The organism is Duganella sp. 3397 (assembly GCF_031456625.1).
GTDB classification, from domain to species: Bacteria; Pseudomonadota; Gammaproteobacteria; order Burkholderiales; family Burkholderiaceae_D; genus Rugamonas; species Rugamonas phyllosphaerae.
The window spans coordinates 78,965-102,807 of record NZ_JAVDVB010000005.1 but is presented as its reverse complement, the minus strand read 5'-3'; the positions used below and the strand labels follow the sequence as shown (position 1 = coordinate 102,807).

The following is a 23,843-nucleotide window of genomic DNA, read 5'->3' as shown; positions in this document are numbered from 1 at the left end:
CCAGGTAAGCCCTTCCCGTTCGGGAGGGGCTGTGTGTATTGAGGCAAGTTTACGTAAAAACCGGTATCCTTGCGCCCATGAAATTCTTCTCGTGCTGGATCGCTGCTATAACCTGCCTGCTGATGCTGGCGGCATCCCCGCCGGCATTTTCTTCCACTCCTTCCGCACCTGCCACCGCTACCACCTCCGCCGCCCTGGCGCACCTGTACGCGCACCGCGCCTGGACCGCCGCACAGGGCGCGCCCACGCAAATCCAGGCCATCACCCAGACCCTCGACGGCTGGCTGTGGATCTCCACGCCCACCGGGCTGTATCGCTTCGACGGCGTGCGCTTCGAGCGGCACGACGCCATCAACGGCCACGCGCTGCGCTCGTCCATCGTGCTGCCGCTGCATACCGCGCCCGACGGCACCTTGTGGGTAGGCTACCGCTTCGGCGGCGCCAGCGCCTTCCTCGGCAACCGCGTGCGCCACTACGGCGCCGAACAGGGTTTTCCACCGGGTGCCACCCACAGTTTTACGGTATCGCCGGACGGCATGACGTGGGTGACCACGGCCGGCGGCCTGGCCTGGCTCGACAGCCGCCACGACCGCTGGGTGCGGGTGGGGGTTGAAGCCGGCTTCGCGCCCGCTGCGACCATTTACCAGGTGCTGTTCGACCGCGCCGGCACCCAGTGGGTATCGAGCGCGCGCAAGGTGTACTACCGGCGCAAGGGCGAGGCGCGCTTCCAGGTGGCCAGTCCGGCCGATATCGAATTGACGTCGCTGGCCGCCGCGCCCGATGGCACGGTGTGGGTGTCGAACGGCAGCGATGCCCACTACCGCCTGTCCACGACCGGGGCGGCAACCACCCGACCACCGAAGCCGGAACTGCCCGGCAGCGGCATGTGGTTCGACCGCCAGGGCGCCATGTGGCTGATGAGCGAGACCCATGTCGAGCGCGTGGCGCCCGGTGACCTGGGCCAGGTCGGCGACCCGCGCCAGCAGTTGGCCTACGATCGCGGCCTGTCCGGCATGAACCCGCAAACCTTTTACGAAGATCGCGACGGCACCATCTGGGTCGGCACCGTCGCAGGCCTCGACCAGTTCCGCCCCAACCGCGTGGCGCCGCTGCCGCCGGCTGCGCGCAACCTGCCTGCCATCGTCACGCCGGCGCTGGCGGCGGCCGACCAGGGCCAGGGTCAAGGTCTAGTCTGGGTGAGCGATGACGCCCGCTCCTGGCTGACCGGCCGCGATGGCGTGCGCCACGGACCGGCGGGACCAGCGTTCTGGAGTTCTGCGCGCGGACGCGACGGCCGCTTGTGGCTCGGTGGCTGGGGCGGCATCTGGCGCGCCGACGATGCGCAGCGCACCATGATCGCCGCGCCCGTGCTCGACGGCGGCGCCGACGCCCGGGTGGACGCCCTGACCGAAGACGCCGGCGGCGTGCTGTGGGCCGCATTTCTGAACCAGCCCTTGCAGCGCCGCGACCCGGCCAGCGGCCGCTGGGACGCGCCCTACCCCGGCTTGCCGCCGGCGCGCATCATGGCGCTGCTGGCCGACAGCAAGAACCGGCTGTGGGTCGGCTACCAGGGCGGACGCCTGGCGCTGATCGACAACGGCGCCGTGCGCCTGGTCGAAACGGGCGATGGCGAGGGCATCGGCAACGTGCTGGCCATCGTCGAGCGGTCAGGCCAGCTGTGGGTGGCAGGCGAACGGGGCGTGGCGCGCCTGGTCGAGACTGCGCGCGGCACGCAGGCGGCAGCATTGCGGCTGGCGGCATTGCGGCTGGCGGACGGACTCGAACTGCGCGGCGTGAGCGGCCTGACCACTAGCGCCAACGGCGACCTGTGGCTGCGCACGCACGCCGGCGTGGTGCGCATTGGCGCCGACCAGGTGCAAGCCTTCGTACGCAACGGCGCAGCGGCGCCGGTCCATGCCGAACTGCTGGGCAGCGAGGACGGGGTGGGCGGCAACGTCCAGCCGACCGGCCCGTTCCCCGCCATCGTGGCGGCCAGCGACGGCGTGCTGTGGGTATCGGGCACCGGCGGCGCCATGCTGGTCAACCCGGCCGCCATCGGCCGCGACACCATGCCGCCGGCGGTCGATATCCGCTCCGTGAGCAGCGACGGTAAAGCTCGCGCACCTGGATCGCCGTTGACATTGCCCAGCGGGACCAACAACGTGCACATCGCGTTCACCGCGCAAAGCCTGGCGGCGCCGCAGCGGGCGCGCTTTCGCTACCGGCTGCAAGGCTTCGACGACAGCTGGCAGGATGCGGGCGACCGCCGCGAAGCGTTTTACACCAACCTGCCACCGGGCGCTTACCACTTCCAGGTGATCGCCGCCAACCGCGACGGCGTGTGGAACACGGCCGGCGCCACGCTCGACCTGGTGATCCCGCCGACCTTCGTGCAAAGCCTGCTGTTCAAGGCGCTGTGCGCGCTGGTGCTGCTGGCGGTGGTGGTGCTGGCCTGGCGCTGGCGCCTGGCGCAGGTAGCGCGCCTGATCGAGGCGCGCCACCTGGAGCGGCTGCACGAGCGCGAACGCATCGCCCGCGCCCTGCACGACACCTTCCTGCAAGAGGCGCAAGGCACGGTGCTGATGATGCACACGGCGATGGCGCAGATACCGCCGTCGCTGCCGGCGCGCGCGGCCATGGAGCGCGGCATCGGCTACATCGAACAGGCGATGATCGAAGGACGCGACGAGGTGATGGGCTTGCGCTCGTCGGCCCGCGCCGACGAACCGCTGGAAGCGGCGCTGCACCGCTACGGCGAACGGCTGGCGGCCGGCCTGCCGCCGAGCTTCCGGATGCTGGTGTGCGGCACGCCGCGCCAACTGGCGCCGCTGGTCAAGGACGAGGTATTTGCCATCGGCCGCGAAGCCATCTGCAATGCCTTCCGCCACGCGGAAGCGACCGAGATCGAACTGGACCTGGAATACACGTCCGGCGGCCTGACCATGCTGGTGAGCGATAACGGCAAGGGGATGCCAGCGGACGCCATGCAGCGCGGGGAAAGCGGCCACTGGGGCCTGGTGGGCATGCGCGAGCGCGCCGACAGTATCGGCGCCACGCTCGACGTGGGCAACCGCGAAGGCGGCGGCGCAAGACTGCGGCTCACATTACCCCGTCAGCACGGGGCCCATTAGCCGCCGGGCAGCACTTACCTGCGCTCGTCCGGGCGCAAAGTGAGCACCTGGAAGCCGGTGCGGGTGACCGCCACCGTGTGCTCGAACTGCGCCGACAGCTTGCCATCGCTGGTCACGACGGTCCAGCCATCGTCTTCGGTGTGGACGTCGCGCCGGCCCTGGTTGATCATCGGCTCGATGGTGAAGACCATGCCTTCGCGCAGGACCAGTCCTGTCTGCGGTTTACCGTAATGCAGCACCTGCGGCTCCTCGTGCATCTCGCGGCCGATACCATGGCCGCAGTACTCGCGCACCACCGTGTAGTGATGGCGCCGCGCGTGCCGTTCGATGGCGTGGCCGACGTCGCCCAGCCGCGCACCCGGGCGCACCGCGTGAATCCCATGCCACAGCGCCTCGTACGTCACCTGCACCAGTTTTTTCGCGGCGCTCGACACCTGGCCGACCAGGTACGTCTTGCTGGAGTCCGCAATAAAACCGTTCTTTTCCAGCGTAATGTCGAAGTTGACGATGTCGCCATCCTGCAGGATCTCGGTGGCGGACGGCACGCCGTGGCACACCACGCTGTTGCGCGAGGCATTGAGCGCATAGGCGTAGTCGTACTGGCCCTTGCTGGCCGGCCGCGCCTGCAATTGTTCGACCATGAAGTCCTCGACCAGGTCGTTGACGGCCATGGTAGACATGCCGATCAGATCGACCCGGTCCAGGTGGGTAAAGACGCTAGCCAGCAGGCGGCCCGATTCCGCCATCAGGGCGACTTCCTCGGGGCGCTTGATCATGTGGCAGTCTCCCGGAACACCTGCGCCTCCACGCCGGCGGCGCGAAACTCGCGCGCCAGCAATTCGTTGAAGGTCAGCGTGGGGTTCATTTCGCTCAGCATGCCCATCTTGATCCAGAAGGTAGCCTGGGCGTTGATGGAGCGGCACCCGACCGCGCTGGCCTTGCGCAGCTGGTCGTGCAGTTCTTCGTCGATGTTGACGATACCCATGGTCGATCCTCGTATGTTTTCAATATACGAATTATATACGATTCATATATTCCGGCGAGTGTCCGGTGCCGCTATTCATGCACAGCGAATGGAACACCTGGTCGACCACCATGGTCTTTTCGCTCTGACTCCCAAAGTCCGACAGGCTGCCAGGCTACCGAAGCCAGCCTTTTCTCGAAACACATGGCCTCGGGGCGGCCCACGTATTTGCCGAAATTGGCGATGCGGACGTAACCGAGCCGCTCGTAGAACGCCACCGCACGGGCGTTGACGGCCCGCGTTTCCAGGCGCAGCGCGGCGTAGCCCAGTTGCCGCGCCTGCGCTTCCAGGTGCGCCAGTACCGCCGCGCCGATACCGGGCGCCGTGCGACGCGAGTACATGCGCTTGAGTTCGGCCACGTCGTGCTCCAGCGGGCGCAGGGCGCCGCAGCCGACCGGCTGGCCGTCACCGTCGCGGGCGACCACGAACCGGGCGCGCACGCCACGCACGTCGTTGACATCGAACGAGGCCTGGCCGCTGCTGCCGGTGATCAGGCGCAGTTGATCCGACAGTTCGGCAAGCAGCAGCGCCGCGTCCGCCGTTTCCGGATCCTCGGCCGCCACGCTGATGCCAGGACGACCGCTCATGGCGCGTCGTATTGCAAGCGCACCACGCGGCCGGTGCGGTCTTCCACCAGATAGATATTGCCGTCCGGCCCTTGCTTGACATCGACCGGGGCGCCCATGCCCTGCCCCGGCTTGCTGTTCCAGCCGCCGATCAGCTCGACCGACTTGCCCAGCGGTGCGCCTTTGCTGTCGGGCATCAGCGCCACCAGCCGGTGGCCGTGGTCGCGGTAACCGTGGTAGCCGATGATCAGGCTGTTGCGATAGTCGGCCGGGAAACGGCTGCCGGTATAAAACGTCATGCCCAGCGGCGCCGCGTGGGCCGGCAGCAGCCGCGCCGGCGCGCGGAAGGCGCTGCAATCCCTGGCCGGATACTCGGGACTGGCGAGATTGTTGTCGTAGCAGTAGGGCCAGCCGTAGTTGGCGCCGCGCTCGACCAGGTTCAGCTCGTCGTGCGGCAAGTCGTTGTCGTTGGCCAGCTTCGGCATCGCAGCCTGGATGGCGTCGCGGCCGTTTTCGCCCTGCCACAGCGCGCCGTTGACGGGATGCAAAGCCAGCGCCATCGAGTTGCGCAGGCCGGTCGCATAGTTTTCCCAGGACTTGACCATGGCCATCGGCCACAGCAGCTTGTACTTGCGGATCACGCCCAGCGCCTGCGGCCCCTCGGCTTCGGCACAGGGCTTGTCGGCCGCCGGCGCCGTGCCGTTCTCGCCCTCGCAATGGTCGGTAGCGGAGCCCACATTGACGTATAAATCGCCGCGCGCGTCGAAGCGCATATTGGTGAGCAGGTGGCGCCCCTTGCCGGGCAACGGCGCCACGTCCGACTTGCCGCCGATGACATCCATCAGCGTGGCCTCCGGGTTCTTCGGATCGAAGCGCACGATGCGCCCCACCAGGCCCAGGTACAGCAAGCCATCGGGGCCGAGCACGATGCCGTTGGGCCGGTCCAGGGCCTTGAGCAGCAGCACCTGCTCGTAGTGGCCCGCGCCATCGGGCTTGAGCAGCCACACGCGACCCTGCTTCGGTTCCCAGTTACGCATGTCGACTACGACCAGTTCGCCATTGCTCAGCGGCTGTATGCCGCGCGGGAATTTAAAGCCGTCGGGCGTGGTGACGTCGAGGCGCTTGAAGTCGCCGCAGGTGTCGGCGGCATGGGCGCCGGCCATCAAAACAGTTGACACTGCCAGCGCAGACCAGCTGGACTTGGAGAAATTGAGTGTTTTCATTCAAGCAATTGTAGCTTGAAATCAAGATAAAAAAAATGCCGTCCAGCTAGCGTGCGGGACGGCATTCCAGGGCGGCAGGCCGCAGCCTCCAACCTTAGTTCTGGGTCAGGAAGGTTTTCAGCTTGTCCGAACGCGACGGCTGACGCAGCTTGCTCATGGCCTTCGCTTCGATCTGGCGAATCCGTTCGCGGGTGACGTCGAACTGCTTGCCCACTTCTTCCAGCGTGTGGTCGTTCGACATTTCCACGCCATAACGCATGCGCAGCACCTTGGCTTCGCGCGGGGTCAGCGAATCGAGCACTTCCTTGATGACGTTGCGCATCGACGCGTGCAGCGCGGCGTCCAGCGGCGCCAAGGTCGTGTTGTCTTCGATGAAGTCGCCCAGCTGCGAATCGCCGTCCTCGCCCATCGGGGTTTCCATCGAGATCGGCTCTTTGGCGATCTTCATGATTTCGCGCACCTTGTTTTCCGGCATTTCCATCTTCAGCGCCAAGGTGGCCAGGTCCGGCTCGCTGCCGGTTTCCTGCATGATCTGGCGCGAGATGCGGTTCATCTTGTTGATGGTCTCGATCATGTGCACCGGCACGCGGATGGTGCGGGCCATGTCGGCGATCGAACGCGTAATGGCCTGACGGATCCACCAGGTGGCGTACGTCGAGAACTTGTAGCCGCGACGGTATTCGAACTTGTCCACCGCCTTCAGCAGGCCGATATTGCCTTCCTGGATCAGGTCGAGGAACTGCAAGCCACGGTTGATGTATTTCTTGGCGATCGAAATTACCAGGCGCAAGTTGGCCACCGTCATTTCGCGCTTGGCCTGGCGCGCGCGTTTTTCGCCGGCGGCCATCTGCTTGTTAATCTTGCGCAGGTCGGCCAGCGGCAAGGCCACGCGGACTTGCAGGTCGATCATTTTCTTTTGCAGCTCTTTTACGGCCGGCACGTTACGGCCCAGCACGGTGCTGTACGGGTAGCCGGCATCGACTTCGCCATCGACCCAGTCCAGGTCCGTCTCGTTACCCGGGAAGACCTTGATGAAGTGGGCGCGCGGCATGCCGCAGCGATTGACGCACAGGTCGAGCACGGCGCGTTCGATCGAGCGCACTTCTTCCATCTGGCCGCGCAGGGTGTCGCACAGCTTTTCGACGACCTTGGCGGTAAAGCGGATGCCCAGCAATTCGGCCGAAATGGTTTCCTGCGCAGTGACATAGGCCTTGGAGCCGTAGCCGCCAGCGGCCTTGCGCATTTTTTCGAACTGGCTTTCGATGTGGGCGAACTTTTCCAGCGCCGATTTTTTCAGCTGCGCCAGTTGCTCGGTGGAGAAGCCGGCAGCACCGCCGCCGGCAGCGCCGTCGGTTTCTTCCTCTTCTTCCACTTCCAGTTCTTCTTCCTCGTCGTCATCCGAGGCGGCAGGCGCGGCCACCACCGGCGCCGGGGCCGACTCGTTGGCGTCGACAAAGCCGTCCACCACGTCGTCGACCTTCATTTCGTCGGCGTCGATCTTGGCAGCCAGGGCCAGGATTTCGGCGATGGTGGTCGGGCAGGCCGAGATGGCCTGGATCATGTCCTTCAGGCCGCCTTCGATACGCTTGGCGATTTCGATCTCGCCTTCGCGGGTGAGCAGCGCTACCGCGCCCATTTCGCGCATGTACATGCGGACCGGGTCGGTGGTGCGGCCGAAGTCGGAATCGACCGTGGACAGGGCGGTGGCGGCAGCCGCCTCCACCTCGTCGTCGGACGTGACGGTGGCGACACTGTCGCTTAACAACAACGATTCAGCATCCGGCGCGCGCTCGTAGATGGCGATGCCCATGTCGTTGAACGTGGCAATGATGCCCTCGATCGCTTCAGGATCGATGATGTTTTCCGGCAGTTGGTCGTTGATCTCGGCGTAGGTGAGGAAGCCGCGCTCCTTGCCCATGTTGATCAGGTTCTTGATCTGGGCGCGGCGACGCTCGAGTTCTTCGGCGGTGCTCTTGGTGTCCAGGCCCAGCAGCTCGGCGCCGCCCTTGGCCTTGCGCTCGCGCGCCTTCGACACGGCCTTCAGTTCGGCACGTTCGACCGCGTTCAGCGCCGCCACTTCGTCGTTCTCGGGGGTGAATTCCGATGGCTTGCGACCACGGCGGCCCGGCACCTTCACGCTCGGCAGCAAGTAGCCCGAGGTGTCGATCGAAGCGAGCGTGGCAGCATCAGTCACCTGGCTGACGGTGGTGCCGCCGGTGGCAATGACCACCGGCGCCGGTTCCTTGGCGGCCTTGACCAGCTTCGATTTCGGCGCGGTGCGCACCACTGGCGCTGCGGTTTCGGCGGCATCGCCGGCGTCGCCGGGCTTGCGCGCCAGCTTGACGGTACGCGCTGGCGCATCGGTGTCGGCAGCGGCGGACATGGTCGCCACCGGCTCGACCGTTGCGGAACTCAGACGCGTTTTCTTTTTGACTACCGTTACTTTGCTCGCTGCCTCTTGCGCATTATCGATGACATAAGATAGAGTCGTCTTCGGCACAACCAGCGGGGCGGAGCCGGCGCGGGCGGTCTTGACGGACAACGTTAAAGTTTTCGGCGTTTTTGTCATTAAAAATCTCTCGATGCGAAGCCGCCTGCGGATTACAAAAGCCATAGCACGCACCAGCCGCACTGAGCGGGGCGCATCGATGAAATGTTGTAATTTAGCTGACGATAATCCTGCGGAATAAAAAAAGCCCGCTTGCAACTACGGGCTTGTTTTTAGCGTGTTTCTAACCTGCTTCCAACTCTGTGTAGCTTTACCAACTGTGTCATTGCACGCTGGTGAGTCGGACATTATACACATTTTTGCCGTCGAACGCACCTGGCCGCAGTAATACGCCCTGGCGCTTACCACTCTTTAACCAACAGAACCCACTGAGCAAATTGTCACGCTGGTCGAAAAGGCACTGCATTCCGCAGGGCCGCATGATACGATGACGATTGTTGCTTAACCTATGATGTCGATGAACACTAGCCTTACCACTCCACCTGCAGCCACCGAAGCGGACACCACCACTCCGGCCGCCGCCGCTGTCGTCGCTGATGCCATGACGCCGCGCAGCTTGCTCAAGCAACTGCAAACCCAATTCCCCGCTTTCCGCGACTTCATGCCGCTGTCGATCGGTATCGACAAGCAGATCCTGGCGGTGATGCCCGACCTGAACCGCAAAATCATGCGGACCGCGCTGGGCATCCACACCGGCTCGCTGCGCTACCTGAAGGTCATGGAAAAAGCCAAGGTGCGTCACGACCTCGACGGCACGCCCGGCGCCGAAGTCACCGACACCCACCGCGCCCACGCCACCCAGGTCTTGCAGGAACGCTTCAAGAAAGAGGCCGACCGCAAGAAGGCCGAGCGCGAAGCTGCCGCTGCCGAAGAAGCCGCCCGTGTCCGCGTTGACAAGCTCAACCAGCTGACCGCGAAATTCTCGCGCAAATAAGGTTCATTCCTTGGACGTGTCGCCCCGTGCACCGCGTGTGCCCTCTGCTGCTGCTGCGGTGGAGGAACAGTTGCCGCCGTACGGCGGCTTGTTGCTGGAGGACGTGCTGCTGGTGAAAACCCCGGAGCAGGCGCTGGCAGCGCGCGACGCCCTGCTGGCCTGCGATGCGATCGGCTTCGATACCGAATCGAAACCGACATTTACCAAGGGCGAAGTGTCCACCGGCCCGCACCTGATCCAGTTCGCCACCGATAGCAAGGCTTACCTGTTCCAGGTCGGCAGCCGCACCGACGACGCCACGCTGGCGGTCCTGCAGGCGATACTGGAACCGGCTGCGCCGCTCAAGGTCGGCTTTGGTTTATCCGATGACGTCAAGCGCCTGCACGCCAAGCTGGCGATCCGCTGCGGCGGCGTGGTGGACCTGTCGGTGGCGCTGCGCACCCCGGGCCAGCGCAACGACCTCGGCGCCAAGACCGCAGTGGCCAAATTCTTTGGCCAGAAGCTGCAAAAATCGAAAAAAATCTCCACCACCAACTGGTCCCTGCCGCGCCTTTCCAGCAGCCAGTTGCTGTACGCTGCCGACGACGCCCAGGTGGCGCTGCGCGTGTATCGGCAATGGCTGGCTACTGGCGGCCAGCTCAAGCCGCTGAAAGCCGTCAAGCTGCCGCGTCCACTCAAGCCTGCCGCGAGCCCCGGCACCTGATCGCGCTTCCTGCCAACGGCGCAGCCGGCAATACCTGACGGATGCGCCGCTGGGACGTTCTGTCCACTATATCTTTTGGCAACATCGGTATATCCTGAACCGACAGCCTCGTTCGAAGGCGATCCACCAGGAGGAGACCGGTGACTGAATTGCGATCACTTGCACGCTTGATGCTTGCCAGCGCCAGCCTGAGCCTGGCCGCGCCCACATGGGCTGCCCCGCCCGACACCTTGCAACAGCGCGTGGCGGCCTGCATCGCCTGCCATGCCGTCGAAGAACGGCGCGACGCCTATTTTCCGCGCATCGCCGGCAAGCCGGCCGGCTACCTGTATAACCAGTTGCTGAACTTTCGCGATGGCCGCCGCAATTACCCGATGATGACCTACATGGTCGCCCAGCTGTCCGACGAGTACCTGCGCGAGATCGCCGAATTCTTCGCCGCGCAACACCCGGTCTATCCGCCGGCCGCGCCGGGCAGCGGCGCCAACGCCGGTGCGGGAGCGCTGGCACGCGGCCGGCAACTGGTGCTGCACGGCGACGCCAGCCGCAAGATTCCGGCCTGCGTCAGCTGCCACGGCGCGGCACTCGGTGGCGTGGCGCCGGCCATCCCCGGCCTGCTGGGCCTGCCCAGCGATTACATCAACGCCCAGTTCGGCGCCTGGCGCAGCGGCACCCGCCGCGCCGCCGCGCCCGACTGCATGGCCGACATCGCCGGCCGCCTGGCGGCAGACGATGTGGCAGCGCTATCGGGCTGGCTCAGCCAGCAAGCACCCGATGCGGCCGCGCGCCCTGCCGCTGCGCAGTCATTGCCGGCGCCGCTGCCATTGCGCTGCGGCGGCCTGGACCAGCAGGTGACGCCATGAGCAAGACTTTAGCTGCGTTGATGTCGTTGCTGCCGGCAGGCGCGCCCGTGCCGCTGCCTGGTGGCGGGCTCGCTTCGAGGACGGCGCCATGAAAAAAATACTGTACGCCTTGGCAGCCTTGATCATTGCAGCGGCTCTGCTGATGCTTGGTGCCTGGCTGTGGACGCCAGGTGACGATGCCGGGCCGCCACCTGCCAGCACCGCCGTCCCTGCCCCGGCGCAGCGCGTTTCCCGAGGCGCCTACCTGGCGCAGGCTGGCGACTGCATGGCCTGCCACACGGTGCGCGGCGGCGCGCCGTATGCGGGCGGCCGGATCATCCGCACCGGCTTCGGCGAAATTGTCACGCCCAATATCACGCCCGACGTGGCCACCGGCATCGGCAGCTGGAACGCCGACGATTTCTGGCGCGCGCTGCATCACGGCAAGGGCAAGGACGGTCGCCTGTTGTATCCGGCCTTCCCGTACACCAGCTACACCCACCTCGCGCGCGACGACGCCGATGCGCTGTACGCCTGGCTGCGTTCGCTGCCTGCCGTGCGCCAGCAAAGCGCGCCGCACAACTTGCGCTTTCCGTACAACCAGCAATGGGCGCTGGCGGCCTGGCGCGCGCTGTACTTCCGGCCCGGCGTGTACCGCGTCGATACCGCGCAAGCGATGGACTGGAACCGGGGCGCCTACCTGGTGCAGGGCCTGGGGCATTGCAGCGCCTGCCATAGCCCGCGCAACGCACTGGGGGCCGAAGGGGCGAATTTGTCAGGCGGCATGCTCGATGGCCCGGGCTGGTATGCGCCGGCGCTCACCTTCGGACCAGGCGCGGGCAAGCCGGCCTGGTCGCAGGAGGACCTGGCGGCCTTTCTGAAAACCGGCGTGTCGCCGCACGCCACCGCCTCCGGGCCGATGGCCGAGGTGGTGCGCGCCAGCCTGCAACACTTGGACGACGCCGATATCAATGCCATGGCGCAGTACCTGCGCAGTCTGCCTGCGGCCGCGCCGGCGCCACCCTACCAGCGTGACGTCAATGCGCAGGCAGATGCCTTCCTGGCCGCGGGGGCCCGGTTGTATCGGCAGCAGTGCGTAGAATGTCATGGCGAGAACGGCGCCGGGCAGGCGCCGCATTATCCTGCGCTGGCGGGCAACCGCGCGCTGAGCCAGGACCCGGCGGTCAATGCCATCCGTATCGTGCTCAACGGTGGCTTCGCGCCGGCAACGGCCGGCAATCGGCGTCCTTACGGCATGCCGCCGTTCGGCCACGTGCTCAGCGACGCGGAGGTGGCGCAACTGGTGTCGTACTTGCGCAGCGCCTGGGGCAACAACGCCGCGCCGGTCACGGCCAGCGAGGTCAACCGGTACCGGGCGGTGCCGCTCGACCAGTGAACAGAACCGTCACTTAACTGCGCAGCTTGGGGTAGCGGAAGCCGGTGCGCAGGTCCATGCTGTAACGTTCCTTGCCATCGACCACCAGCACGTGGTCTGGTGGCGCTTCGCCGGCCAGCTCGCGCTGGATCAGCGGCAAGCCTTCGCCTTTGCGGATCAGCTCGTCGCAGCGCTCGTACACATTCGGGCAGCCGGTTTCGGCCAGCAGGGCCTGGACGATTGGCACCTTCCAGGCATCGACACCGCCCGACTGGAACTGGCAGACCAGGTAACCCTGCACACCGCCCCAGCTGTGCACGATCAGGCCGGACAGGCCGTCTTCCTCGCCCAGCACCACCGGCACCAGCGCCTGCGGATGGGCGGCGCGCACGCTGTCGGCCCGCTTGGCGATGGCAGCCTTGACGCGGCGCTTCATCATCGCGTGATCGACCGGCTCGTCTTCCTTGTAGCTCCACATGCGGGCGCGGATTTGCGACTTGGAGTTATAGGCGGCGCGGCCAATGAACTGACGCGATGAACTCTGGACGATGGCGGTGGAGCCGGGTTTCATTTTTTCCTGCGGCTTGCCGTCGACCTTGTCGATCGCGGTGGGATAAATCCAGGGGTCGCCGGCCAGCAAGGATTTTTCCTTGCCTTGTTTGATAGTGATGATGAGCATGGTAGTGGTGCGGCGTGGTCGGGCGTAAAAGCCGCATGATACCTCATGGCGCAGCAACGGTGCCCGCCTCCGGTCGCGGCAAGCTGCATTCCAGGCCGCCGGGAATGCGTCCTGTCGCAAGGCGCTGTCATCCACCACGCCATATCGGTACTATCGGATCCATACCATCCCCCCACCGGAGAACACCATGTCCTACCCCAGCTTGCGCAGCACCCTGCCCGCGTTCCGCGCCATCTTCATCGCCGCCAGCCTGCTGGTCCTGGCCGCGCCGGCCGGCGTGGCCCATGCCGGCCTGATGGACGGCTGGAGCAGCGAACGGGTCCAGGGCAGCGGCAAGATCACCACCCAAAGCCGCGAGCTCGGCCATTTCAACGCACTGGCCAGCAGCGTCAGCGGCGATGTCGAAGTGCGCATCGGCAACACCGAAAGCGTGACCGTGGAAACCGACGACAATCTGCAGGCGCTGCTGGAAACCGTGGTGGAGAAAGGTACGCTGCGCATCCGCCCGGTACGCAAGGGCCTGTCGCTGTCGAGCAAGCACATGAAAATTGTCGTGCAGGCACGTTCGCTCGACCGGGTGGCGGTGGCCGGCTCGGGCGCCGTACGGGCCGATAACCTGCGCGGCGAAACCCTGCGGTTCGACATCGGTGGTTCCGGTTCGCTGATCACGCGCCAGCTGGCAGCGGAAGCGGTGACGGTATCGCTGGGCGGCAGCGGCAGCGTGGAAGCGAGCGGCAAGGTCGAGCGCCTGCAAGTGTCGATCGGCGGCTCGGGCGATGTGCAAGCCCATAACCTCGCCGCGCGCACGGCCAGCGTCAGCATCGGCGGCTCAGGCGAAGCCACGGTCTGGGCCACGCACACGCTGTCGGTAAACCTGGCGGGTTCCGGTGATGTCGGCTACTACGGTGATCCCAAGCTGAGCAAAAGCGTGGTGGGTTCGGGCGAAGTGAAGCGCCTGGGCGCCGCACCGCGCTGAAACCAAAGCGCGTCAGCCCTGGCCGAACAGCTGGTTCGGGTTGACGCCGCGCGCCAGGGATTTGATCCACTCGCGCAATTGATCGGGATTGGCGGCGTTGATCTTCGCAGCGATGGTATCGGGCAAATGACCTTGGCTGCAGGGATCACCGAGCTCGATGATGTCTTGCAAGACCTGTCGCAAGCCTCGTCGCAAACCCTCATCCAGTCCTTCCTGCAACCCCTTCTTGCGCCCTTTCTCGATTGCCTCGTACTCCAGCAGATCTTCGTAGCGCTTGAATCTCTGATTGAACAAGATATCCATTTTTTCCTCCGTATCAACGTCGAGTTCACTGAACTCGAGCCGCAAGGTCGTTTGCAGCCAGCGCAACAGGCTTTCACGGGCCGGTTGCAGGTATGGCGCCTTTACCCGCTCGGCAAACAGCCTCAGCGCTCCACGCATCTCGGCGTCGCTTTGTGAGCACAGCAGCTGAAATATGATCGCCAGCACGTTAGAGTTTACATCGGCCACCTGGTTCCAGCGCTGCTCGACCAGCAGATATTTTTGGCGTGGCTGGTACGCTTCCAGCCCTTGCGGCGGCGGCAACGACAGCTCGGCCAGCTCGGTGGGGGCGCGCCACGGCTGGCGGCCGCTGTAGAGAACCACCGGCAACACCGGCGGCAGCTTGCGCCCCCAGCTCAAGCGCCGCTGCCGCACCAGGTCCTGGTACAGCAAGCCGATATACACTTGCATGCGCAGCGCCATCCAGCGCTCGGAGCGCGACTGGAACTCGAGCAGGATGTACACATACAGCCACTCGCCGCCGACGTTGACGCGCCAGACCATGTCGTCGTGGCGCGCCTTGCCGCGCTCGCTGGCATAGCTGGCGTTGACGCGCTCGAACGCGCCCACGTCGAGCGATGCCGCCCAGTCCACTGCCAGAAAACCGGTCAGCAGCTCGCGCAGGATCTCGGGATGCGAGAACAGTTGTTTGTAGAGGATATCGGCCTGTCTGGTCATGGGCAAACGGTAGCACTCCCTTAACCGGCCCAGAACGCTGGTGACATGCACGCGGTTTGCGATGGATCAAACAGCGTGACAGCAGGAGACTAGCGCGCTTCCTTCAGCGTTTCGCGCGGGAACTCGATGGTGGTGACGCCGTCGGTCAACCAGATCTGGCCGTCCTGGATCGTGCATTGCAACTGCATGGTGCGCTGGGCCATCAGCGCCAGTTGCTCGGTCGCCTCCGACGGCAGGTCGATCACGGTCAGGTTCTTGCAGCGTTCCACCTTGTTGGCGATGCCCTTCCACCAGATGTTGCTGGTAGCAGCGTAGCTGTACACCACCACCTGGTTCGAGCGGCCGCTGGCCTTGAGCATGATTTTTTCGTCGGGCTGACCGACGTTGATCCATAGCTCGATGGCGCCGGTCAGGTCCTTTTGCCACAGGTCCGGTTCATCGACATCGAACAGGCCCTTGGTGAAGGTGAGCGATTCGCTGGCGTGGATGGCAAACGCCAGCAGGCGCACCATCACGCGCTCGTCGGTTTCGGACGGGTGCTTGGCCAGGGTGAGCGTGTGGGTGCCGTAGTAATTGCGGTCCATGTCCGCAATCGAGAGTTCTGCTTTGTAGATCGTTGCCTTGAGTGCCATCGGTATTTCTCGGTAAATTTCTCGGTAAATTATTTGAAGACGACAGTCTTGTCGCCGTTCTGCAAGATGCGGTGTTCGACAAACCATTTCACGGCGCGCGCCAGCACCACGCATTCGACGTCGCGGCCGATCGCCGACAGGGTTTCGGCATCCATCGAATGGTCGACTCGTTCCACGTCCTGCTCGATGATCGGGCCTTCGTCGAGGTCGCCGGTCACGAAGTGCGCAGTGGCGCCGATCAGCTTGACGCCGCGGTGGTGCGCCTGCGCATACGGCTTGGCGCCCTTGAAGCTGGGCAGGAAAGAATGGTGGATATTGATGGCCTTGCCCTTGAGCGCGGCGCACATGCCGGGCGACAGGATTTGCATGTAGCGCGCCAGCACCACCAGGTCGACCTGGTGATGCTGCATCAGTTCCTGCACGCGCGCTTCCTGCGCCAGTTTGGCCGACTCCGGCGCACCGGCGGCCAGCGGCAGGTGGTGGAACGGAATATTGTAGCTGGCCGCGAGCTGGTAGAAATCCATGTGGTTCGAGACGATGGCCGGAATTTCCACCGGCAGCAGGCCGCTCTTGTAGCGGAACAGCAAGTCGTTCAGGCAATGGCCGATCTTCGACACCATCAGCATCACGCGCGGCTTGTAGCGCGCGTCGCGCAGTTCCCAGTCCAGCTGCATGCTGGCCGCCAGCAGCGCGAAGTCGGCGCGCAGCAACTCATCGTTGATCCCCCCATCCTCCAGCGCGAAATGCACGCGCATGAAGAACAGCTTCGATTCGCTGTCGCCAAACTGGGCCGAATCGATGATGTTACAACCGTGATCGGCCAAAAATCCGGACACGCGGTGCACGATGCCGCGCTGATCGAGGCAGGAAAGAGTGAGGATGTATTCAGGGTTGGTCATGGCCGCCGCAGTCGATTTCAATAACAACAAGAGAATCACGAGGCCGGTATTGTCGCACGGCGCGGCCCCCGCCGTAAAACTGCGGCCCCGCCCCTCCTGCGCGCACCGTCCGACACGTTGTTGATGTCATCGCAAATGACGTGGAACTTTCATCAACCTTGCACCTCTAACATGCAGAGCAGCGGCTTTGGCTGTTCGCAACCCGACCACAACCCAGGAGGCAGCAATGGCAAGCAGCAATCAACGTGATGCATCAAGCAAGGATGGCGAGGACCAGGCCAAGCCCAAAACCCCGGCCAAGCGTGGCTTCGCCGCCATGGACCAGGCTACCCAGCGCAGCATCGCCAGCAAGGGCGGACAGGCGGCGCACCAAAAAGGCACGGCGCATGAGTTCGACTCGGAGGAAGCCCGGCGCGCCGGCCAAAAAGGCGGCGAGGCGGTCAGTCGCAATCGCGAACACATGGCAGCCATCGGTCGCAAAGGCGGCGAAAGCCGGCAGTCGGCCGCCCGCGCAGCAGCAGCCGAAAGAAACGGCCGCGGCTCGGAGCAGGCGTCCGCCGGCGGCAACCGTCAAAGCAGCAAGGGCTAGGCTGGCGTTGCTACGGCGTCCCTATAATTACACTCGACGCCTTGAACACCGCCAGCGCCGCGCCGCCCTCGGCCAGGCCGAGCGCCTCGCCGCTGTCGCGCGTGACGATGGCGGCGATCACGCCGCCGCCCGGCAGGTCGATACTCACTTCCGTATTGACCGCGCCGGGCACCACGCGGCTGATGGTCCCGGCCAGCTGGTTACGGGCCGACAAGCGCGCGCCGCCCAGGTCCGTCACCACGATCACCGACGACGCCTTGACCAGCGCAAACGCTTCCACGCCCAACGCCAGGCCCAGGCTCGCGCGGCTGTCGCGGGTGATGGTGGCCACGATGTGCACGCCGCCCACCACTTCCAGGGTCACCTCGTCGTTGACGGCGCCTTCTTTCAACGCCACCACCGTGCCGCTGAACTGGTTACGGGCGCTGGTCTTCATCTTCATTCTCCGTAGCATCAACAAGTCATCGGCCAGTGCGTGCGATTGCGCGCTCAGGTGCGCCACGAACTGGCGGTGCGCCGCCTCGATCTTGCGAAAATTGTCCACCAGTTGCGTACCGCGGCTGGTCAGCCGGGTGCCGCCGCCGCCCTTGCCGCCGGCCGCGCGTTCGAGCAACGGCTCGCCGGCCAGGTTGTTCATCGCCTCGATGGCATCCCAGGCGCCCTTGTAGCTCATGCCCACCGCCTTGGCAGCCGCCGTGATCGAGCCGTGCGCGGCGATAGCCGCCAGCAATGCCACCCGGTCCTGGCCACCGAGCTTCTGGCCGCCGATGGTCATCCAGACATTGCCCTGCAATTCCATCGCTGTCTTGTCGTCGTTCATCCTGCGTGTTCCTCCAGCCGTCCGTGGTCCATGCGCAACACGTGCTCGCCAAACGCGCGCACGTCCTCGGGATCGTGGGTGATCAGTATCATCGGGATCGCCAGGCGCCGTTGCAGCGCATCGAGTTCGGCGCGCATGCGCTCACGCAGGCCGGGATCGAGCGCGGCGAACGGTTCGTCGAGCAGCAATGCGCCCGGTTGCGGCGCCAGCGCCCGCGCCAGGGCCACGCGCTGGCGCTGGCCACCGGACAGCTGGTGCGGCAACTGTTGCGCCACGTGGTCGAGTTCGAACGCCGCCAGCCAGTAGCGCACCGCCTCCACGTCGACGCCCGCGAGCGGGTTGCGCCAGCCGCGCTGCAGGCCGAAGGCGATATTCTGCCGCACGTTCAAATGCGGAAACAGCGCGTAGTCCTGGAACAAATAGGCCACGCGGCGCTGCTGCGGCGAGATGTCCACGCCGGCGCCAGCGTCGAACAGGCAACGCCCGGCCAGGTCGATACGGCCATGGTCCGGCGTCATCAAGCCGGCCACCGCTTTCAGGAGCTGGCTCTTGCCGGCGCCCGACGGGCCATAAATCACCACCCGGTTGCTGGCCGACGCGAAGCGGGCCTCGAGCTCGAACACGCGGTCGCCCGAGCGCAGGGTCTTGCGGATATCGACGTTGATTACCATGGTCATCGCTGCGGGTTGCGGTTGGGGGTGAGCTTGTTGGCGGCCACCAGCACGGTCACGCACACCACCGACGTGATGATCACCAGCAGGTTGGCGGTGTCGTCCTGGCCCGCCTGCACTGCCTCGTACACGGCAATCGACAGGGTCTGGGTTTTGCCGGGAATGCTGCCGGCCACCATCAGGGTGGCGCCGAATTCGCCCATCGAGCGGGCAAACGCCAGCAAAGTGCCACCGAGCACGCCGCGCCACGCCAGCGGCAAGGTCACGCGCAAAAATACTGCGAACGGCGCCACGCCCAGCACCATGGCTGCTTGCTCCAGCTGCGTATCGACCGTCTCGAACGCGGCGCGGGCGCCCTTGAGCACCAGCGGAAACGCCACCACCGCCGCCGCGATCACCGCCGCCTGCCAGGTGAAAATCAGGTTGATGCCAAAATGGTGCTGCAGCCAGGCGCCGATCACGCCCTCGCGGCCGATCAGCACCAGCAGGTAATAGCCAAGCACGGTGGGCGGCATCACCATCGGCAACGTCAAGATGGCGTCGAGCAGTTCGCGGCCCATAAAACGCTTGCGCGCCAGCAGGTAACCGAACCCGGTGCCGGCCACCAGCGCCAGCACGGTGGCCCAGCAGGCTACCTTGAGCGACAGGGCCAGCGCGATCCAGGCCGGCTGCTCGAAAAAACTGTCCACTAGGCTTATGGCCGGCTGAAGCCGTACTTGGCCAGGACCGCCTGCGCAGCTGGCGCCATGACGTAGGCGATAAAGCGGCGGCCGGCCTCCCCCTGCGGCCCCTTGGCGATCAGTGCGACTGGGTACGTGATCGGCGTGGTGGTGGGGATGGTGGCCACGACCGCAACCTTGTCCTTCTGCACGGCGGCGTCGGTGGCGTAGACAAAACCGGCATCGACTTCGCCGCGCGCCACGTAGTCCAGGCTCTGGCGCACCGAGGTGCCGTAGATGGCTTTCGGTTCCAGCGCACGCCATAACTTGGCCTGTTCCAGCGCGCTGCGCGCATAGCGCCCTACCGGCACGCTGGCCGGGTTGCCCAGCGTGATGCGGGTGATGGCCGGCTGTTGCAGGTCTGCGAGCACCCTGATCGCGTGCCTGCTGTTGGCCGGAGTGATCAGTACCAGCGTGTTGGCGACGAAATTCTTGCGGGTGCCGGCGGCCAGCAGCTTGAGACCTTCGGCCTTGTCCATGGCGTCCTGGTCGGCCGAGGCGAATACATCCACCGGCGCTCCCTTGGCGATCTGCTGGACCAGCGGATCGGACGCGGCAAAGTTAAACAGTACCGTGTCACCGGGATGGTCTTTTTCGTAGGCCGTGCCGATTTCCTTGAAGGCATTGGTCAGGCTGGCAGCAGCAGACACCGTGATGTCCGCCGCCGACGCTGCCCCTCCCATCGCCGCCAACACCAGCGCCACCAGCATCTTCGTCTCCCGCATTGCCGCTCCCGTTGAAAACCGTAATATACTCGATTATATAGCGGTTGCCGGACAAGTATTGTGTGATACATTGCGCGATTCCTTTTACACCGTCCCGCCATGCCTGCCCTGAAGTACCTGAGCGCCTACTCCGAACAAACCCAGCATCAAGTGTCGCAATTGCTGGCCCAGAACAAGCTGGGCGAGGTGCTGCTCAAGCGCTACGGCAAGGCGCACGACATGCGTACCGACAAGGCGCTCTACAACTACGTGCAAGATCTGCGCGAGGAACACCTGCGCAACGCCGATCCGATCAACAAGGTCGAATACGACAGCAAGATCCACGTAATTAATCACGCGCTGGGGCTGCACACGTCGATCTCGCGCGTGCAAGGCGGCAAACTCAAGGCCAAGCACGAGATCCGCGTGGCGACCATGTTCAAGGAAGTGCCGCTGGAATTTTTGCGCATGATCGCCGTGCACGAACTGGCGCACGTAAAAGAGAAGCAGCACGACAAGCCGTTCTACAAGCTGTGCACGTACATGGAACCGAACTACCACCAGTACGAGTTCGACCTGCGGCTATACCTGACCCACCTCGATACCGGCAGCGGCAAGCTCTGGACCTGACAGGGCAAGTGATCTTTTGACTTCACCGGGCGTTGCGCCTACCGGCGCAGTGGTCCTGCGCTGACATGCCTGTACTGCAAGCCGGGCTACCATTGCGGCTCCAACCTCACTTGCGGGAGACGACAATGAGCAACGATAATCACCAGCAATCTGTCGGCGGCGAAGGCGCCATCGACGGCATCAGCGGCAGCGACAATCCGGGCACCGAGGGCGCCGATAGCGGCCAGGGTGTCAACCAGGGCGAGAACCAGGCAGGCAACACGAACAAGCACGGCCATAGCCACGGCCACGGTGGCCAGCATTCCGGCGGCATGGGCGGCGAACATGGCGGCGACTTGCATGACGTGGGCCTGGCGCAGAGCGGCATGACCGGCTCTAGCGGCGGAGGCGGCAACACCACCGAGGAAGATGACAAGAAAAACCAGCCCACGCCATAGCGGCCGGGTTTTGGAATACTGAACCTGCAGCGCAAGCGCGGTAGCATGGTGACGCCCGGCTGCCGCTCCTGCTGCCTTAGCTGAGCGACACCGTACCAAGGACAAGCTCGGCGATGGTGTCGGCTGCGGCCGGCCCCGACGCCATGACGGTGGCAAACGTGGCGCAGGCCTTGGCCACCGCCGGATCATCGAGCAAACCGCCCAGCTGTTGCTGCCACACTGCCGGCGCCGAGTCCGGCAGTACGGTGGCTGCCACGCCCAGCCGCGTGAGGCGCGCGGCGTTGTCGGGCTGGTCGAAGGCGAACGGTACGATCAGTTGCGGCTTGCCCGCCGCCAGCACGGTAGCGCTGGTGCCGATGCCGCCGTGGTGCACGAAAGCGGCCGCCTGGCGGCTCAGTACATCGAACGGCGCATACGCGGCGTAATGCACGGTCGCGGGCAAGTCCGCCGGCACCTGTTCGCGGTACGGCGTAACCACCACCGCCCGCAACTCGAGCGCCATAGCGGCGGCCAGCGCCCGCGCGATAAAGTCGCTGCCATGCGCCATCGCCGAGCCGGGCGTGATGACGATCGGCGCTTCGCCGTCATCGATAAAGCGCTGCAAGGCCGGATCGAGTTCGGCAGTGGATGCCGGCATGCGTGGAAAGCCTGCGCACACCGCGTTGGGCGGCCAGTCGGCTTGCGGCGCGGCAAACCAGGCGGGCCATGCACACACCACCTGCTGCGGCGAGTGGAGCCATTCGCTCATCACGCGCCGCACCGGCGCCAGGCCGATATTGGCACGCAGGCCATTGAGCGCGGGCCGCACCACGGCATCGACCATCAGGCGATCAACCAGGCCCAGCGTGAGGCGCACCGCCCAGCGCGGCCAGCCACGCGGCCAGTGCAGGCCGCGCCGTACGGCCGTGTCGTCGGCAGAGAACAGGCACGACGGCGCCAGGTGGACTGTTACCAGCGGCACGCCGTGCGCTTCCTGCAACAGGCGGCCGGTCAGACCCAGCGTGCTGGCGACGATCAGCGTGGGTTTTTCGCGCACCAGCGCCAGCTGCTGGCTGTACGCCGCCGGCAGGTGGCGCGCCATGTGCTTCCAGATCGTGGCAAACCCCTTGACCGGGTCCCACAGGTCGGGATCGCGGATGCCGGCGTCGAGTTCTTGCTGGCTCAGGCCGGAGATGAACTGCAAGCCGGCGCGCTGCACCCGCTCCTCGAAATTGGCCGACGCCATCAAGGTTACCTCGAAGCCGCGCGCACGCAGCGCCTGGCCGATCACGATGAACGGATAGACATCGCCGGCGCTGCCGACCGCGAGGATCAGGATCCGGGGCTGCACGGCTGGCGGCTGCGCAAGCGGGGACTGCGCAGTGGCAGGCTGCAACGACCGGGACGGCACACTGGAGGCAGACATGGCTGCGCCTGCGCCGCTATTACTGCTTGAGCAGCTTGAGCAGCGCGTCCGGCTCATTGGCCGACATCATCAGCGCCGCGTGCTGCGGCCGGATGAAGCCCTGCTCGCGCGCATGGCCGATGAAGTCGATCAGGCCGTCGTAAAAGCCATCGACGTTAAGCAGGCCGATCGGCTTGGCGTGGATGCCCAGCTGCGACCAGGTCAGCATTTCGAACAGTTCTTCCAGCGTGCCCATGCCGCCCGGCATGGCAATAAAGCCGTCGGCCAGGGTGGCCATCATGGCCTTGCGTTCGTGCATGTCCTTGACGATGAACTGGCGCGTCAGGCCGGCGTGGCCCACTTCGCGCTCGACCAGCGCAGTCGGAATCACGCCGGTGACCTCGCCGCCCAGGCGCAGTACCTCGTCGGCGATCACGCCCATCAGGCCCACCTTGCCACCGCCGTACACCAGCGCCAGGTTTTGTTCCACCATGGCCGCGCCCAGCGCACGCGCCGCTGCCGCATAGTTGTCGCTGATGCCGGCGTTGGCGCCGCAATACACACAAATGGTCTTGGTCACTGCTTTATTCCTTGTTGGTTTGCATAGAGTTCGATGCGCGCAGCTTCGATGTCGAGCCGCTCGACGGCGTCGTGGGCCTGCACTGCCACCGCCTGTTCCAGCATGGTGTGCGCTTCGGGCAGTTTGCGCTTGCCGTCGAGCAGGCGCAAGGCCCGCGCATATTCCACGCGGGCGATCGCCGACTCCGGGTTGAGCCGCAGCGCGGTCTCGAAGTGGCGGTAGCCCGCCTCCTTCCTGGCGCCATACGTCAGCCCGCCGATCACCGCGCCGGCCTTGTCGACGATCTCGGTGTGGTAGACGCCCAGCGCCACGTGCGCATCGGGCCGTTCGGGCGCCAGGCGCAGCGTGGTTTCCAGGCTGTGGCGTACCTTGGCGCCCAGGCCCTGGGCCAGCGCCTTGAGCACCGAGATGCCGGTCGAGTAATAGCCGAGTGCGTAGCCGTGCCAGTACCAGCCGGAAGGATTGTCGGGCTGCTCGCGCTGCTGGCGCTCGCAGCGCTCGGCCACGCATTCGAAGGTGGCGATTTTCTTGCGCGGACTGGTTTCCAGGTACTGGGTGTAGATGCAGATGGCCTTGTGGGCGACCGCGTAACCATTCACGCCAACGTCGAGGCCCAGCCGCGCGGCGCGCTCGAACTCGCCGGCATGAAAAGCGATCCAGGCCTGCACCAGCGCCGGATGCGTGGGAAACGGCTCGCAGTCGCCGCTATGGAGCATCGGCCAGGCCTGTTGCAGGCTCTCGGGTGTGTGGCGGTATCCGGGATCGGGATACGGGAAGGCGGTCCAGACCATGCTGTCTCCGTGGCGTAAGCGTGCTG

The 23,843-nt window shown here is 65.3% G+C and carries 25 protein-coding genes; 9 read left to right on the top strand and 16 right to left on the bottom strand.

Features of this window, described 5'->3' with window-relative positions; genetic code table 11:
* Positions 1–77: 77 nt before the first annotated feature.
* A complete protein-coding gene (locus tag J2X54_RS16920; protein WP_310182181.1) occupies positions 78–3,131 on the top strand; it encodes a two-component regulator propeller domain-containing protein in 3,054 nt (1,017 codons plus the stop codon).
* A 14-nt stretch (positions 3,132–3,145) separates the two neighbouring features.
* Here the strand turns inward: J2X54_RS16920 and map are convergent, their stop codons facing one another.
* From map to rpoD, 5 genes are all read right to left on the bottom strand, one after another.
* Entirely contained in the window at positions 3,146–3,907 is a 762-nt protein-coding gene (gene map / locus J2X54_RS16915; RefSeq protein ID WP_310182180.1) for a type I methionyl aminopeptidase, read from the bottom strand.
* On the bottom strand, positions 3,904–4,116 hold the full coding sequence (locus tag J2X54_RS16910; RefSeq protein ID WP_070247909.1) for a ParD-like family protein: 213 nt from the start codon (positions 4,114–4,116) through the stop codon (positions 3,904–3,906). Before J2X54_RS16910 ends, map begins: the two co-directional genes overlap by 4 nt.
* Positions 4,117–4,187: 71 nt before the next feature.
* Positions 4,188–4,742: a GNAT family N-acetyltransferase gene (locus tag J2X54_RS16905; RefSeq protein ID WP_310182179.1), complete on the bottom strand. Its 555-nt coding sequence runs from the start codon at positions 4,740–4,742 to the stop codon at positions 4,188–4,190.
* Positions 4,739–5,944, bottom strand: coding sequence for a PQQ-dependent sugar dehydrogenase (locus J2X54_RS16900; RefSeq protein ID WP_310182178.1), 1,206 nt, complete (start codon positions 5,942–5,944; stop codon positions 4,739–4,741). The genes J2X54_RS16905 and J2X54_RS16900 overlap by 4 nt, the downstream gene beginning before the upstream one ends.
* 94 nt (positions 5,945–6,038) lie before the next feature.
* On the bottom strand, positions 6,039–8,513 hold the full coding sequence (rpoD, locus tag J2X54_RS16895; RefSeq protein ID WP_070247913.1) for an RNA polymerase sigma factor RpoD: 2,475 nt from the start codon (positions 8,511–8,513) through the stop codon (positions 6,039–6,041).
* Positions 8,514–8,901: 388 nt separating this feature from the next.
* Between rpoD and J2X54_RS16890 the strand changes: the two genes are divergently transcribed.
* From J2X54_RS16890 to J2X54_RS16875, 4 genes are all read left to right on the top strand, one after another.
* Positions 8,902–9,387 (top strand): ProQ/FINO family protein, encoded by a 486-nt coding sequence (locus tag J2X54_RS16890; protein ID WP_070247915.1) that lies wholly within the window; start codon positions 8,902–8,904, stop codon positions 9,385–9,387.
* A gap of 88 nt (positions 9,388–9,475) precedes the next feature.
* Positions 9,476–10,090, top strand: a complete 615-nt coding sequence (locus tag J2X54_RS16885) for a 3'-5' exonuclease (protein ID WP_310182890.1) — start codon at positions 9,476–9,478, stop codon at positions 10,088–10,090.
* 149 nt (positions 10,091–10,239) lie between these two features.
* Positions 10,240–10,953 carry a c-type cytochrome gene (locus tag J2X54_RS16880; protein ID WP_404990931.1) on the top strand — a complete coding sequence of 238 codons (714 nt, stop codon included), beginning with the start codon at positions 10,240–10,242 and terminating at the stop codon, positions 10,951–10,953.
* 88 nt (positions 10,954–11,041) lie between these two features.
* A complete protein-coding gene (locus J2X54_RS16875; RefSeq protein ID WP_310182177.1) occupies positions 11,042–12,328 on the top strand; it encodes a cytochrome c in 1,287 nt (428 codons plus the stop codon).
* Between the two features lie 13 nt (positions 12,329–12,341).
* On the opposite strand, the gene J2X54_RS16870 is transcribed toward J2X54_RS16875, so the two are convergent.
* Complete coding sequence (locus tag J2X54_RS16870; protein WP_070247921.1) at positions 12,342–12,986, bottom strand: SAM-dependent methyltransferase; 645 nt, start codon at positions 12,984–12,986, stop codon at positions 12,342–12,344.
* A 187-nt stretch (positions 12,987–13,173) separates the two neighbouring features.
* Here J2X54_RS16870 and J2X54_RS16865 point away from each other — a divergent pair, with 187 nt between their 5' ends.
* Positions 13,174–13,962 carry a head GIN domain-containing protein gene (locus J2X54_RS16865; RefSeq protein WP_310182176.1) on the top strand — a complete coding sequence of 263 codons (789 nt, stop codon included), beginning with the start codon at positions 13,174–13,176 and terminating at the stop codon, positions 13,960–13,962.
* 12 nt (positions 13,963–13,974) lie between these two features.
* Here the strand turns inward: J2X54_RS16865 and J2X54_RS16860 are convergent, their stop codons facing one another.
* The 3 genes from J2X54_RS16860 to purU form a co-directional block, all read right to left on the bottom strand.
* On the bottom strand, positions 13,975–14,961 hold the full coding sequence (locus J2X54_RS16860) for an Rpn family recombination-promoting nuclease/putative transposase (protein WP_310182175.1): 987 nt from the start codon (positions 14,959–14,961) through the stop codon (positions 13,975–13,977).
* An 89-nt stretch (positions 14,962–15,050) separates the two neighbouring features.
* Positions 15,051–15,593, bottom strand: a complete 543-nt coding sequence (locus J2X54_RS16855; protein ID WP_070247927.1) for a YaeQ family protein — start codon at positions 15,591–15,593, stop codon at positions 15,051–15,053.
* Positions 15,594–15,622: 29 nt separating this feature from the next.
* Entirely contained in the window at positions 15,623–16,492 is an 870-nt protein-coding gene (gene purU, locus J2X54_RS16850; protein WP_310182174.1) for a formyltetrahydrofolate deformylase, read from the bottom strand.
* A gap of 226 nt (positions 16,493–16,718) precedes the next feature.
* Between purU and J2X54_RS16845 the strand changes: the two genes are divergently transcribed.
* Positions 16,719–17,081, top strand: coding sequence for a KGG domain-containing protein (locus J2X54_RS16845; RefSeq protein ID WP_310182173.1), 363 nt, complete (start codon positions 16,719–16,721; stop codon positions 17,079–17,081).
* A 10-nt stretch (positions 17,082–17,091) separates the two neighbouring features.
* Here the strand turns inward: J2X54_RS16845 and J2X54_RS16840 are convergent, their stop codons facing one another.
* The 4 genes from J2X54_RS16840 to modA are packed head-to-tail and all read right to left on the bottom strand — an operon-like array spanning position 17,092 to position 20,016.
* Positions 17,092–17,901 (bottom strand): TOBE domain-containing protein, encoded by an 810-nt coding sequence (locus J2X54_RS16840; RefSeq protein WP_310182172.1) that lies wholly within the window; start codon positions 17,899–17,901, stop codon positions 17,092–17,094.
* Complete coding sequence (locus tag J2X54_RS16835) at positions 17,898–18,578, bottom strand: ATP-binding cassette domain-containing protein (protein ID WP_404990928.1); 681 nt, start codon at positions 18,576–18,578, stop codon at positions 17,898–17,900. The genes J2X54_RS16840 and J2X54_RS16835 overlap by 4 nt, the downstream gene beginning before the upstream one ends.
* A complete protein-coding gene (gene modB / locus J2X54_RS16830; protein WP_070247935.1) occupies positions 18,575–19,261 on the bottom strand; it encodes a molybdate ABC transporter permease subunit in 687 nt (228 codons plus the stop codon). Before modB ends, J2X54_RS16835 begins: the two co-directional genes overlap by 4 nt.
* Positions 19,262–19,266: 5 nt before the next feature.
* A complete protein-coding gene (gene modA, locus J2X54_RS16825) occupies positions 19,267–20,016 on the bottom strand; it encodes a molybdate ABC transporter substrate-binding protein (RefSeq protein WP_310182171.1) in 750 nt (249 codons plus the stop codon).
* A 99-nt stretch (positions 20,017–20,115) separates the two neighbouring features.
* Here modA and J2X54_RS16820 point away from each other — a divergent pair, with 99 nt between their 5' ends.
* Together J2X54_RS16820 and J2X54_RS16815 are read left to right on the top strand one after the other, a co-directional pair.
* Positions 20,116–20,625, top strand: coding sequence for a YgjP-like metallopeptidase domain-containing protein (locus tag J2X54_RS16820; RefSeq protein WP_070247939.1), 510 nt, complete (start codon positions 20,116–20,118; stop codon positions 20,623–20,625).
* A gap of 125 nt (positions 20,626–20,750) precedes the next feature.
* On the top strand, positions 20,751–21,062 hold the full coding sequence (locus tag J2X54_RS16815; protein WP_310182170.1) for a hypothetical protein: 312 nt from the start codon (positions 20,751–20,753) through the stop codon (positions 21,060–21,062).
* 76 nt (positions 21,063–21,138) lie between these two features.
* Here the strand turns inward: J2X54_RS16815 and J2X54_RS16810 are convergent, their stop codons facing one another.
* The 3 genes from J2X54_RS16810 to J2X54_RS16800 are packed head-to-tail and all read right to left on the bottom strand — an operon-like array spanning position 21,139 to position 23,817.
* Positions 21,139–22,467, bottom strand: coding sequence for a glycosyltransferase (locus J2X54_RS16810; RefSeq protein ID WP_310182169.1), 1,329 nt, complete (start codon positions 22,465–22,467; stop codon positions 21,139–21,141).
* A gap of 19 nt (positions 22,468–22,486) precedes the next feature.
* Complete coding sequence (locus J2X54_RS16805; protein ID WP_070247944.1) at positions 22,487–23,026, bottom strand: TIGR00730 family Rossman fold protein; 540 nt, start codon at positions 23,024–23,026, stop codon at positions 22,487–22,489.
* Complete coding sequence (locus tag J2X54_RS16800) at positions 23,023–23,817, bottom strand: hypothetical protein (RefSeq protein WP_310182168.1); 795 nt, start codon at positions 23,815–23,817, stop codon at positions 23,023–23,025. Before J2X54_RS16800 ends, J2X54_RS16805 begins: the two co-directional genes overlap by 4 nt.
* Between the last annotated feature and the right edge of the window lie 26 nt (positions 23,818–23,843).